This window comes from Streptomyces sp. NPDC000983 (assembly GCF_040299205.1).
Lineage (GTDB): Bacteria > Actinomycetota > Actinomycetes > Streptomycetales > Streptomycetaceae > Streptomyces.
This window is the reverse complement of record NZ_JBEPBM010000001.1, coordinates 191,283-204,217: the sequence shown is the minus strand read 5'-3', so window position 1 is coordinate 204,217 and position 12,935 is coordinate 191,283. Positions and strand designations below refer to the sequence as shown.

The following is a 12,935-nucleotide window of genomic DNA, read 5'->3' as shown; positions in this document are numbered from 1 at the left end:
GCACCATTGCTGCGATCGCAGCGGAAATGCAACACTCGCCGTATGGTCCAGTCACCCGGGTACGCCCCGTACGCCACGCACGACGTCACCAACCAGCCCCCCTTCCTCGCCCCCTACGACGCCTCCGAGGACACCGCCCTGCTCGAAGGGCTGCGCCGGGAGGGCGCCGGGTGGGCCGAGGACGACATCCGGTGGCTGGGCCGTACCGCGGGTGGCGCCGCCGCCCAGGAGTGGAGCGAGCGGGCCAACCGGCACGAGCCGGAGCTGCGTACGCACGACCGGTACGGCCGGCGGATCGACGAGGTCGAGTTCCATCCGAGCTGGCACGACCTGATGCGGGTCGCCGTTTCCGAGGGCCTGGCCGCGGCGCCCTGGGCGGAGGACCGCGAGGGCGCCCATGTGGCCCGTTCCGCGCGCGGACTGGTGTGGGGGCACACCGACGCCGGACACGGCTGTCCGACGTCGATGACGTACGCCGCCGTACCGGCGCTGCGCGCCCAGCCCGAACTCGCCAAGGTCTACGAACCCCTGCTGACCAGCCGGGAGTACGACCCGGGCCTGCGCGTGCCGACCGAGAAGCGGGGGCTGCTCGCGGGCATGGGGATGACCGAGAAGCAGGGCGGCTCCGACGTACGGACCAACACCACGCTGGCCACGCCCAGCGCCGAACCCGGCGTGTACACCCTGCGCGGCCACAAGTGGTTCACCTCGGCGCCCATGTGCGACGTCTTCCTGGTGCTGGCCCAGGCGCCGGGCGGGCTGTCCTGCTTCCTGGTGCCGAGGATCCTTCCCGACGGCACCCGCAACGCCTTCCGGATCCAGCGCCTGAAGGAGAAGCTGGGCAACCGCTCCAACGCCTCCTGCGAGCCCGAGTTCGACGGGACCGTGGCCTGGCTGGTCGGGCCCGAGGGGCGGGGCGTGAAGACCATCATCGAGATGGTCAACTGCACCCGGCTGGACTGCGTGACGATGTCGGCGGCGCTGATGCGCAAGACGCTGGTCGAGGCCGGGCACCACACGCGCCACCGGAGCGCGTTCGGCGCGCGGCTGCTCGACCAGCCTCTGATGCGCAACGTTCTGGCCGATCTCGCGCTGGAGTCGGAGGCCGCCACCACGCTCACCCTGCGACTGGCCGGCGCCGCCGACCGTGCGGTGCGCGGGGACGCCGGGGAGGCGGCCTTCCGGCGGATCGCCACCGCGGTCGGCAAGTACTGGGTCACCAAGCGCGGTCCGGCCTTCACGGCGGAGGCCCTGGAGTGCCTCGGCGGCAACGGCTACGTGGAGGAGTCGGGCATGCCCCGCCACTACCGCGAGGCCCCCCTGCTGTCGATCTGGGAGGGCTCGGGCAACGTCAACGCGCTCGACGTCCTGCGGGCGCTCGGCAGGGAACCGGGGGCGGCGCAGGCGCTGTTCGACGAACTCGCCCTGGCCCGGGGAGCGGACGCCCGGCTGGACGCGGCCGTGACCCGGCTGAAGTCCATGCTCACCACGGCCTCCGAGGCCGGCGCCCGGCGGCTCGTGGAGCTGATGGCGATGGCGCTCCAGGCGTCCCTGCTGGTCCGGCACGCCCCGCCCGCGGTCGCCGACGCGTTCTGCGCGAGCCGCCTCGGCGGCGACTGGGGCCACGCCTTCGGCACCCTGCCGGACGGCGTGGACCTCGGGGCCGTCCTGGACCGCGCACTACCGGACTCCGACTGACCGGATCGCACACGGTTACGTCTCGATTCCACCCCGTTGTCAGTGCCGTGGTGCAGACTCCGAAGCAGGTGGCGCTCTGTGGGGAGGACTAGGTGTTCACGGGGATCGACGAGGTCGACTGGGCCTCGATGCGACATGCGTACGGCAGCGCCGAGGACGTTCCCGGCCTGCTGAGAGGGCTGGCCTCGGCGGATCCCGCCGAGCGGGAGTCCTCGCTCGACGGTCTGTACGGCGCCGTGCACCACCAGGGCGACGTGTACGACTCGACGCTCGCCTGCGTGCCGTTCCTGTTCGCGCTCGCGGCGGCCGAGGAGCTGCCGGACCGGGGCGCCGTCGTGGAACTCCTCGTCAGCATCGGCGGGGAGGCGGGCGCGGCCGACGGCTCGGCCGCGGTGCGGTCGGGCGCCGAGGTCTTCGGCCGCCTCACCGGGGACCGGGACGTGGGGGTGCGCCGGACCGCCCCCGGCGCGCTCGTGCGGTTCCTGGACGAACCGGCCCGCGTACTGGACCTGTTACGGCAGCGGATCAGGGTGGAGCGGGACGACCGGGTCCTGCTCGCCCTGACCGAGAGCCTCGGCCTGTACACCCGGAGGCACCCCGCGCACGCCGACGCCGCGGTGGACCTCCTGGTGGCGCAGAGCGCCCCGCCGTACGGGGCGGAGCTGCGGCTCGCGGCACTCGGGCAACTGGCGGCCTGCGCCCCCGGCCGGATAACGGCCGGCCTCGTGCCCACCGCCGTACGGCTGCTTCGGGAGCGGTCCGAACGGCGGGAGGGCGCACCCGTGGCCTGTACCGGAGGGCACACCGACACGCTCGTCGGGCGGCTGCGCAGACTGCGACCCTCGGACGAGGAGGGCGCGCAGCTGCTGCGCACCCTGCACCACGCGCTGGACACCCGGGTGGGCGACCGGATCGCCCTGCTGGTGGGGCAGTTGGGCAGCCCGGACCGGGCGGACCGGTGCAACGCGGTGTGGATGTCCGGTGGGCTCTTCCGCGGCTGGCGGGCCGACTACCGCGAGCCGGTGGCGCTCATCGGGGCCCAACTCGCCGAGGACGACGACCGGTTGCGCGAGGCCGCGGTGTCCGCGCTCAAACCGCTGTTCGCCCTGGCCGCCCCGGCCGCCGACGCGCTGCACGCCCTGGTCGCGGCCCGCCTCGAGCCGTGGGTGCGGCAGCGGGAGCACAGTCCGCCCGCTCTCGCGGATCCGCTCACCGCGCTGGTGCGGTGCGGGGACCCGCGAGCGGTGCCGATCCTGGGCGAGGTGCTCGCCGGAGCCGTGGTGCCGGACGAACTCGGCCACGAGGTCGCCGCGTTGGGCGCGTCGGCCGCTCCCCTCGCCCCGGCGCTGCGGCGCCGCCTGGGCTCCCTGGCGCTCGACGACCCCGGGACACCGGCGCGGGCGGTCCCGCTGCTGCGGGCGCTGACCGCGCTGGGGCACGCGGAGGCGGTGCCCGAGACGCTGCGGCTGCTCGGGGGCGTGGGCGTCGGCGGTCTCCTGTGGGAGACGGTCGCCGAGCAGGCGGTGCGGGCCCTCGGCGCGTGGGGGTCCCGGGAGGCCGTCCCGGTCCTGCGGGAGCTGCTGGACTCGGCCCACGCGGTTCCGGCGGCGGCCGCCCTGTGGCAGATCGAGGGGGACGCGTCCGCCGTACTGCCCGTGCTGCTGGACGTGTCGAAGGACCCGGCGGCCCGCCGGTGGGAGACGGCCGTGGAGACCCTGGGCCTGCTGGGGCCTCCGGCCCGGGCAGCGCTACCCGCGCTGCGCCGGGTGACGCGGGCCGCGGGACCCTCCGCGCGGCGGGCCACGGCCGCGTACGCCCGCTGGCGGATCGACGGCGACGCGGACGCCTGCCACACCGTGCTGCGCCCCGCCTGGACGGGCCAGCCCCGGCTGCGCCGCTCCCTGGCCGGGTGGCTGCGCGCGATGGGCCCGGCCGGCACGCCCCTGCACGACCTGGTGGAGGCGGAACTGGCGGAGCCGAGACGCCACACGGCCACCGCGGACGGCTACGGCAGCCATGACATCGCAGACGACGAGGAACTGCTGAGCCTGTGCCGGGAGGTGCTGCTGGGTCACTAGGACACGGCCGTCTCGCCTCGGTCGGTGGGGCGCGCCGCTTGGGCGGCGGTCCGGGTCGTCGTGCGGCCCCCTCCGGCGGGAGGCGATGCGGACCGCGGGTCAGCCCGGCCGACGAGGCCGATCATCTTGCCTCCGCCCGTCGTGCAGCCCCCGTGGGGAGACTCGGGGCGGGTGCACCCCGCCAGATGCCGGGTCGGCAAGACCGCCCGTGGCTCGACCCGTCGTGCCGCCCCGCAGACAGGCCATCCGGCCGGGTGCGCCCCGCCGGATGGCCCGGACGGCGATGCCGTGGCTCAGCCCGTCCGGCCGTGCCGGTCGCGGCTCAGCCCGTGATGCGGCCCCAACAGGAAGGGGTCGGGTTGTGGTGCGCCCCGCCAGGGCCGCCGGGAGCACTGCCGCCCGCGGCTCAGCCCGTCCGGCCGTGCCGGTCGCCGCTCAGCCCGTCGTGCAGCCCCCGTGGGGAGACTCGGGGCGGGTGCACCCCGCCAGGTGCCCGGACGGGGCCGCAGGACGGACCGAACCGCCGCCCCGCAGACAGGGCTCCGGCCGGGTGCGCCCCGCCATGGCCCGGTCGGAACAGTGATGCCGTTCGCGGCTCAGCCCGGCCGGCGAGGCCGTTCGCGGCTCAGCCCGTGACGCAACCCCCGCAGACAGGGCTCGGGGCGGAGGCGTCCCGCCGGACGGCCGGGGAAGCGATGCCCTCCGTGGCTCAGCTCGGCCGGTGAGGTCGGTCTTGGGTCAGCCCGGTCGGTGGGGCCCGTCGTCGGTCAGCCCGTGGTGCGGCCCCACAAGGGGCCGAAGCGGGACCATTCCGTGTCCCAGCGGTCGATGCGCCGCTGTTCCATGCGGTCGCGCAGCATCCGGCCGGTCATGAAGGGGAACATCGCCGCGCCGGCTCCCACCAGGCCGCCGGTGAGGCCCGCGCGCAGGTGTGCCTGGGTGACGGTGGCGGGCCGGATGACCAGGCGACCGGAGCGGTCCGTCCAGACGGTGACCGTGGTCCCCGATCCGCCGCCGGAGCCGACCCGTGCCTGCCCGGTGCGGGCGGAGCCGTCGGGGGCCGTCCAGCTCACCCGCGCCCACAACTGCCCGGAGCCCGCCGCGGAGGGCGCCGGATCCGTGAGCCTGGCCTGTACGGGACGCCACTCGGCGCGCTCACGGGCCAGACCCCGCTCCACGGAACCGGCGGTCGCCAGTCCGACGGCCACGCCCACGAGGACGGTCAGCGCCCAGGCGGCCACCAGCACCCAGGACTCGACCATGTCGGCACGACGCTTGAGCGGGTTGCGCCGCCAGCGCCACAGCCACACCCTCGGACCTCGCAGCGCCATCGCGGGGCTCCTCCTCATGCACACGCCGAACTGCCCGACCGCCCTCCCATACGGCGGACGCGCTCCGGATGCTCACGGCGCCCCGGTTCCCGGCGCCCGCCGGCCCTCGCGATCTCGGGCAGCCGGCCGCCATCGCCGTCCTGAACTGCGGCGGAGCCGTTTCCAGAGGTGACTGTCAGTGCCGGGGTGCAGACTGGCCGGTGTCTGGGACAGCGACGTCGCGGAGGTGATCGGCATGACCGAGGTACTGCTCGCCGTGGGCACCCGAAAGGGCCTGTTCATCGGGCGCAGGCGAGATGACGACTGGGAGTTCGACGAGAGCCCCTACTTCAACGCGCAGGCCGTGTACTCGGTCGCCGTCGACACCCGGGGCGGGCGTCCGCGGCTGCTGGCGGGCGGGGACAGCGCGCACTGGGGCCCGTCGGTGTTCCACTCCGACGACCTGGGCCGCACCTGGACCGAACCGGCCCGGCCGGCCGTCAAGTTCCCCAAGGACACCGGGGCTTCGCTGGAGCGGGTGTGGCAGCTGCACCCGGCGGCGGCCGAGCCGGACGTCATCTACGCGGGCACCGAACCGGCCGCGCTGTACCGCTCGGAGGACCGCGGGGAGACCTTCGAGCTGGTCCGCCCGCTGTGGGAGCACCCGACCCGTTCCCAGTGGGTGCCCGGCGGCGGCGGGGAGGGCCTGCACACGGTGCTGACCGACACCCGTGACCCGCGGTCGGTCACCGTCGCCGTGTCGACCGCCGGCGTCTTCCGCACCACCGACGGCGGCGAGAGCTGGGCCCCGTCCAACTCCGGTGTCTCGGCGGTGTTCCTGCCCGACCCCGACCCCGAGTTCGGCCAGTGCGTGCACAAGGTGGCCCGGGACTCGGCCAACCCGGACCGGCTGTATCTGCAGAACCACTGGGGCGTCTACCGCAGCGACGACGCGGGGGCGACCTGGACGGACATCGGCGAGGGGCTGCCGTCGACGTTCGGTTTCGCCGCGGCCGCCCATCCGCACCGCGGTGACACGGCGTACGTCTTCCCGATCAACGCCGACGCCGACCGGGTGCCCGCGGACCGGCGTTGCCGGGTCTTCCGCACCTCGGACGCCGGGCGGAGCTGGGAGGCGCTCTCCTCGGGGCTGCCGCAGGGCGACCACTACGGCACGGTGCTGCGCGACGCCCTGTGCACCGACGACGCCGACCCGGCCGGGGTGTACTTCGGCAACCGCAACGGCGAGGTGTACGCCTCCGCCGACGACGGCGACACCTGGCGGCAGTTGGCCTCGCATCTGCCGGACGTGCTGTGCGTGCGCGCCGCGGTGGTCGGATGAACCGCACCGCGGGGGGCCGGGGTTCGGGCCACGGGTTGATCTCCCCTCCGTGTACGGCAGTAGGGTGACGCCCGTGGCACCACGACCCTTGCATGAGATCGTCGAAGCGGGCTGGGCTGAGGCCCTGGCACCCGTGGCCGGACGGATCGCCGAGATGGGCGACTTCCTGCGCGCGGAGATAGCCGCGGGACGCACCTACCTCCCCGCCGGAGCGAACGTACTGCGCGCCTTCCAGCAGCCCTTCGACGAAGTACGCGTCCTGATCGTCGGACAGGACCCCTATCCGACACCGGGACACGCGGTGGGACTGTCGTTCTCGGTGGCGCCGGAGGTGCGGCCGCTGCCCGGCAGCCTGATCAACATCTACCGCGAGCTGCACACCGACCTGGGACTGCCGCAGCCGTCCAACGGCGATCTGACGCCCTGGACGCAGCAGGGCGTGCTGCTGCTCAACAGGGCGCTCACCACAGCTCCTCGCAAGCCCGCCGCCCACCGCGGCAAGGGCTGGGAGGAGGTCACCGAGCAGGCGATCCGGGCGCTCGCGGCGCGCGGCAAGCCGCTGGTGTCCATCCTGTGGGGCCGCGACGCGCGCAATCTGCGCCCGCTGCTCGGCTCGCTGCCCTCGGTGGAGTCGGCGCATCCCTCGCCGATGTCGGCCGACCGCGGCTTCTTCGGCTCCCGCCCGTTCAGCAGGGCCAACGAGCTGCTGATCGGTCAGGGCGGTCAGCCGGTGGACTGGCGCCTGCCGTGACCGGGCGGCGCGGGCTCCTCGCCGTCGACTCGGGGGGTTCCGGGCTGCGTGTCGTGGTCGGCACCGCCGAACGGGGGGTGCTGGGCCAGCGGGAGTCCCGTGAGCCGGTACGCACCGGGGCGCGCGGTATCGACCCGGACCATCTGATGGCACAAGTGGTCCCCCTCGTGCGCGAGTTGACCGCCGAGACACGGATCGACCGGCTGGACACCGCGGTGGTCGGCGCCGCGGGGCTCGCCACCCTGGGTGACGCCCTGCGCGCGGAGCTGCCGGCCGCGCTGGAGCGGGAGTTCGGCATCCGCAGGGTCGCGCTGGCCGCCGACGCGGTCACCGCCTACGTCGGCGCGCTCGGTACCGGGCCGGGTGCCGTCGTCGCCGCCGGTACGGGTCTCATCGCCATCGGCACCGATCTGACGCGCTGGCGCCGGGCGGACGGCTGGGGCCATCTGCTCGGCGACTGCGGCGGCGGCGCCTGGATCGGACGGGCCGGCCTGGAGGCGGCGCTGCGCGCCCACGACGGACGGCCGGGCGGATCGACGGTGCTGCTCGCCCGGGCCGAGGAGATGTTCGGGCCGATGCCCGGGCTTCCCGGGCAGCTGTACCCGCGGCCGGACCGGCCCGCCGTCCTCGCCTCCTTCGCTCCCGAGGTGGCCGCCCTCGCCGGGCACGACCCGGTCGCCGCGGCCGTCCTGCGCGCGGCGGCACGGCACATCGCCGAATCGGCCGCCGCGGTATGCCCCGCCGACGGCGCACCGCGAGTGGCACTCACCGGCGGGCTGTTGAAAACCGGGGACGCGCTCGTCGTCCCCCTGGAGGAGGAGTTGGCCGAGCGGCTGCCGCACGCGCGCCGGGTGGCCGCCGCCGGGGACCCGCTGCTGGGGGCGGTGCGCATCGCGACCGAGCTGGCGGCCGGCGACCTCACCCTGCCGGGTGACAGTGCGCTGCTCAGCGTGGTGACCGGCGCCGGTGACTGACCGGTCGCGCCGCCCGGTTCCGCAGCGCGCGTAACTCATCAGACAAAACCGGACGGATACCGCTCACCTGCACCCTCCCCGAACAGGGGAACCCCGGAAACCAGTAACATGCGGCGCCATGAGCTCCCCCACTGGGCCCGCCGGCCTGCCAGTACGAATGCCGCGACCGCGACAGCCCGGGCGGCACCGCCGACCCGAGCCGCTGGCCGCTCCCGAGGGCGCGCCCGCGCTCGTTCTCGCGGTCCCGGGCACGCCGGGTCCCGCCACCCGCAGCCTCGCCGAGGAGGTCGTGAGCATCGCCCGCTCCGAGCTGCCCGGCCTCGACGCGCGCATCGGGTACCTCGACGGGGACGACTCCGAGTTCCCCACGCTGCAGAACGTGCTCGCGCACACCGCGCAGGAGCGCACCGCACGCTACGAGCAGGCCGTCGCCGCCGGTGTGGAGGCCAAGGAGCCCGACGGCCCGGTGGCCGTCGTGGTGCCCCTGCTGGCCGGCCCGGACAGCGCCCTGCTGCGCCAGATCCGCCAGGCGGTCATGGAAAGCCGGGTCGCCGCGGATCTGACCGACGCGCTCGGCCCGCACCCGCTGCTCGCCGAGGCGCTGCACGTACGGCTGTCGGAGGCCGGTCTGGCCCGTGCCGACCGCGCCCGGCTGTTCACGGTGGCGACCGCCGCCGACGGCATCATCCTGGCCTCCGTGGGCGGCGAGGAGGCCGTGCAGGCGGCCGGTATCACCGGCATGCTGCTCGCCGCGCGGCTCGCCGTGCCGGTGATGGCCGCGGCGCTCGACCAGGAGGGTTCCATCGCCTCCGTCGCCGAGCAGCTGCGCGGCTCCGGTTCGCAGCAGCTGGCGCTCGCCCCGTACCTGATAGGGCCGGAGATCGAGCCGGCGCTGATCGAGGAGGCGGCCAAGGAGGCGGGCTGCGCCGCCGCCGAGGCGCTGGGCCCCTACCCGGCCATCGGCAAGCTCGCGCTGGCCAAGTACACGACGGCGCTGGGCATCGCTCCCCCGCAGCCGCAGGGCACGCCGGCCCGCTGAGGCCCGGCACGACCCCGGTACGACGAGAAGGGCCCGCTCCGTGCCGGAAGCGGGCCCTTCGTCGTCCCCGGAGCGATCCGGGGCAGGCAGGCACGGGTCAGCCGATGATCACACAGGAGGCCGCCGTGACCTCCACGGAGCCGCCGTAGCGCGGCAGGCCGGAGGCCGGGTCCGCGGTGAACCAGGCCACGTCGCCGGAGCGCTCGTTGGCGACGTACAGGCGGCCCCCGGACTCGGTGAGGTCGCGCGGCCAGTGCCCCCGGCAGGACACGGTGCCCAGGAGCCGCAGCGCCTCGCCCTCGACGGAGAAGGCGGACAGGACGTCCTCACCGCGGGTGGCGGTCCACAGGAAGCGGCCGTCGGGCGAGACGGCGAGGGCCGAGGGGTAGGCGTCGCCCGCCGGGGCGCCCGGCAGCACCGGGGTCTCGGTCAGCGGCTTCAGGGAGCCGTCGACGGCGTCCCACCGGCACACGGTGACCGTGGGGGTCAGTTCGTTCAGCACGTAGGCGTGGGTGCCGTCGGGGTGGAAGGCCAGGTGCCGGGGGCCTGAGCCGGGGCGCAGCGCGTACTCCCCGTGCAGTTCGAGGCGGCCCTCGGTCAGGGTGCACACCCGCACCGAGTCGGTGCCGAGATCCACACTGACGGCCCAGCGGCCGCTGGGGTCGGCCTGCACCTGGTGGGCGTGCGGGCCCTGCTGCTGGGGAGTGTGCGGGCCCGAGCCGGTGTGCGCGAGGACGCTGGAGGTGGCGGCGGCGAGGGAGCCGTCGGGGCGCACGGGGACGGCGCTGACGCTTCCGGAGCCGTAGTTGGCGGTGAGGAGGTGTCCGGCGTGGAGGCCGAGGTGGGTGGGGCCGCGACCGGCCACGGGAGTGGGCGGGCCGATGCGCTCGGGCCTGCCGCCGTTCACCCGGTACGCGGCCGCCGCGCCCTCGGTCGTCTCGCTGACGGCGTAGAGCGTGCCGCCGTCCGGCGCCAGGGCGAGGTAGGAGGGATCGGGCAGGTCGTCCACGCCGCCGACGACGGCCAGCGCGCCGCTGTCGGGGTCCACGGCCGCCACCACGATGCCGGCACCGCCGGCCGCCGTGAACGAGCCGATGAAGGCTCTCCTGCTGCCCCTGTCTGCCACCGCTGTCCCCTCTCCGTCGGGTGCGTCCGGAGGTGACGGTAGCAGTCGATCAATTGCGGTCTAGACCAAATGAACCGCATGCTGAGGGCGTCCGCGGCGATGAGTTCCGGGGGCCTTGCGAGTCTCTTCAGGTGACCGTCTCAGGACGGCCCGGCGCCCCGGCCCGGGCCGACAGATCCCGGAGGACATCATGACGACCGTGCCCGACGATCCGGCCGGCCCGCTGCCCGGCCGCCCGCCCGTCGTCGACCTGGCCGCCTGGCAGACCGCCCGTGACGAGCTGCTGGTCAGGGAGAAGGCGCACACCCGGGCGGGCGACGCCCTCGCGGCGGCGCGCCGCCGGCTGCCGATGGTGGAGGTGGACAGGTCCGTCGAGGTGGTGGGACCCGACGGCCCGGTCCCGTTCCGGGACCTGTTCCAGGGCCGTGCGGAGCTCGTGGTCTACCAGCACATGTGGTACGACGGCGCGCCGCACCAGGGGCAGTGCGAGGGCTGCACCGACGCGGCCTGGAACCTCCGGGACTCGGTCTACCTCAACGCGCGCGGCGTGTCGTTCGCCGTGGTCACCACGGGGCGCTGGGCGGAGGTGGCCGCGTTCGTGGAGTTCATGGGCTACACGCAGCCCTGGTACTCGGTCCGGGGCGTGCCGGGGCCGGTCGGCGGCGAGATGGGCCACCTGAACTGCTTCCTGCGCGACGGCGACCGGGTCTTCCTGACCTACTCCACGACGGGCCGCGGCATCGAGCCGGCCAACGCGACCTTCGGCCTGCTCGACATGACGCCGTACGGCCGGGGCGAGGCGTGGGAGGACAACCCGGAGGGCCGGCCCGAGGGGCGCCACGCCTGCTGGTACTGGCGCACGGACGCGGACGGCGCCCCGACCTGGGGTCCCACCAGCCGTCCCGTGCCCCAGTGGACCCGCCCCGGCGCGACCCCCGTAGAGACCCTCGGCCGGAGCGGTCCTCACCACTGACGCGGGCGGGTCTCAGGCCCCCACGAGCGGCGACCCCGTGGGGGTCCGCAGGGGCGTCGCCAGTTCGGCCAGCGCCCGCTCCAGGCCGTGCAGGTGGGCCAGGGCGGGTTCGGCCGCCACCGGGGCCGTGGCCGGCCGCGCGGGCTCGTCGGGGGCGTCCCCGGTGAGCGCCTCGACCGCCGCCTCCACCCGCCAGCAGGCCGCCGCCAGCCGGGCGTCGTGCGAGGCCACCGGGTCGGCGGCGACCGCGGCCAGGCCGCGGATCTCGCGGGCGCAGTCGTCCAGCAGGGCCAGCACCCGGCGGGCGCGGCGCTTGCGGCCCAGCATGGGGTTGAGCGGGTGGACGAGCGGGGCGACGGACAGCCGGACCCGGCCGAGCAGGGTCTCCAGTTCGGCGACGCGCGAGGCGGGGTCGGCGGTCGGGGAGCCGGCGAGGCGGGCCGCGGCCTCGGCGGTCGCCGCGTGGACGCAGCGCAGGGCCCGCTGGATCCAGGCGTCGGTGACGGCGTGGGTCGTCACCGGCAGCACGAACAGCACCGCGAGCACGGCGCCCAGCGCTCCGACGCCGGTCTCCGCCAGCCGCAGCGCGAGCAGCGCGGGATCGAGGACGCCGAGCAGGCCGTAGAGGAGGCCGGCGAGGAGGGTGACGCAGAGCATCATCCAGGTGTAGGAGACGGCCGCCGTGTAGAAGATGCCGAAGACGCAGACGGCGAGGACGGCGGCCGTGGGGGCCGGCGCGCCGTGCAGCGGGACCGCGACGGCCAGGCCGAGGCCGATGCCGAGGACCGTGCCGAGGACCCGCCGGAAGCCGCGGACCAGGGTCTCGCCGCGCGAGGTGGTGTTGACGAAGACCCACCAGGTGGCGCCGACGGCCCAGTACCAGCGCTCCCCCGAGACCAGTTGGCCCACCACCAGGGCGAAGCCGGCGCCGGCGGTGGCCTGGACGGCCTGGCGGGTGGTCACCCGGGCCAGGCCGGTGCCGCCGGGCGCGGCGGGCTGGGGTGCCGGGGGGATGCGGCGCTCGTAGCACCACAGCCCGAAACGGACGGCGAAGGCGGTGAGCAGGGAGAGCAGCAGGGCTGCGTACAGCTCGGGGAGGTGGCGCGGGGTCGCCTGGAGGAACTGCGCCACGAAGTACGTCATGAACGCGAAGACGCCGAGGCTGTGGCCGCGCGGGCCCCAGCGGCGGGCGTACACGCCGGCGCCGACGACCGCGAGGAAGGTGAGGTCACGGGCGAGCGGCTGGTCGTGGAGTTCGGCCGCGGCGGCGAGCACGGGCAGGCCGACCAGGGGCAGCAGCGCGGTGGTGACGGCCTGGCCGCGGACGGTGGCGTCGGTGACCGTGAAGAGGGCGAGCAGGGCGGCCAGTCCGCCGGTGACGGCTCCGACGAGGGAGTGGCCGGCCTGCCCGCAGACCACGACCGCCAGACCGATGCCGAGCACGGCCCGGGTGGCGAAGCGCAGCCGCGTCCGCCCCGGGTCCGGCGCCGCGAACACCCTCTTCAGCAATGCACTCCGCCCTTCGGACCGGCATGAAAAAGGCGCCGCGGGATCCGCAGCGCCATCGACGGCTCCATGAGAGCATCCCTTCCGCTTCTGGCTCAAGTGAACCTCGAACCGCTGGTCCATTGGCCCAGCGGCGAC

10 protein-coding genes are annotated in these 12,935 nt (G+C 75.2%); 7 read left to right on the top strand and 3 right to left on the bottom strand.

What is annotated here, in order from left to right; genetic code table 11:
* Nucleotides 1-42 precede the first annotated feature (42 nt).
* Nucleotides 43-1,698: an acyl-CoA dehydrogenase family protein gene (locus ABT296_RS00650; protein WP_351922158.1), complete on the top strand. Its 1,656-nt coding sequence runs from the start codon at nt 43-45 to the stop codon at nt 1,696-1,698.
* Between the two features lie 92 nt (nt 1,699-1,790).
* A complete protein-coding gene (locus ABT296_RS00645; RefSeq protein WP_351922157.1) occupies nt 1,791-3,776 on the top strand; it encodes a HEAT repeat domain-containing protein in 1,986 nt (661 codons plus the stop codon).
* Between the two features lie 767 nt (nt 3,777-4,543).
* On the opposite strand, the gene ABT296_RS00640 is transcribed toward ABT296_RS00645, so the two are convergent.
* A complete protein-coding gene (locus ABT296_RS00640; RefSeq protein WP_351922156.1) occupies nt 4,544-5,107 on the bottom strand; it encodes an Rv1733c family protein in 564 nt (187 codons plus the stop codon).
* A 235-nt stretch (nt 5,108-5,342) separates the two neighbouring features.
* Here ABT296_RS00640 and ABT296_RS00635 point away from each other — a divergent pair, with 235 nt between their 5' ends.
* The 4 genes from ABT296_RS00635 to ABT296_RS00620 all read left to right on the top strand — a co-directional run bounded on the left by ABT296_RS00635 (nt 5,343) and on the right by ABT296_RS00620 (nt 9,192).
* A complete protein-coding gene (locus tag ABT296_RS00635; RefSeq protein ID WP_351922155.1) occupies nt 5,343-6,428 on the top strand; it encodes a WD40/YVTN/BNR-like repeat-containing protein in 1,086 nt (361 codons plus the stop codon).
* Nucleotides 6,429-6,501: 73 nt separating this feature from the next.
* Nucleotides 6,502-7,179, top strand: coding sequence for a uracil-DNA glycosylase (locus ABT296_RS00630; RefSeq protein ID WP_351922154.1), 678 nt, complete (start codon nt 6,502-6,504; stop codon nt 7,177-7,179).
* Entirely contained in the window at nt 7,176-8,153 is a 978-nt protein-coding gene (locus ABT296_RS00625) for an N-acetylglucosamine kinase (protein ID WP_351922153.1), read from the top strand. Before ABT296_RS00630 ends, ABT296_RS00625 begins: the two co-directional genes overlap by 4 nt.
* A gap of 118 nt (nt 8,154-8,271) precedes the next feature.
* The gene (locus ABT296_RS00620; RefSeq protein WP_351922152.1) at nt 8,272-9,192 is read left to right on the top strand and encodes a sirohydrochlorin chelatase; all 921 of its coding nucleotides are present in this window, start codon (nt 8,272-8,274) and stop codon (nt 9,190-9,192) included.
* 97 nt (nt 9,193-9,289) lie between these two features.
* On the opposite strand, the gene ABT296_RS00615 is transcribed toward ABT296_RS00620, so the two are convergent.
* Nucleotides 9,290-10,318, bottom strand: coding sequence for a lactonase family protein (locus ABT296_RS00615; RefSeq protein ID WP_351922151.1), 1,029 nt, complete (start codon nt 10,316-10,318; stop codon nt 9,290-9,292).
* Between the two features lie 190 nt (nt 10,319-10,508).
* Here ABT296_RS00615 and ABT296_RS00610 point away from each other — a divergent pair, with 190 nt between their 5' ends.
* On the top strand, nt 10,509-11,291 hold the full coding sequence (locus tag ABT296_RS00610) for a DUF899 domain-containing protein (protein ID WP_351922150.1): 783 nt from the start codon (nt 10,509-10,511) through the stop codon (nt 11,289-11,291).
* Between the two features lie 12 nt (nt 11,292-11,303).
* Here ABT296_RS00610 and ABT296_RS00605 read toward each other — a convergent pair whose 3' ends face one another.
* Entirely contained in the window at nt 11,304-12,800 is a 1,497-nt protein-coding gene (locus ABT296_RS00605; RefSeq protein WP_351922149.1) for an FUSC family protein, read from the bottom strand.
* Nucleotides 12,801-12,935: the final 135 nt, after the last annotated feature.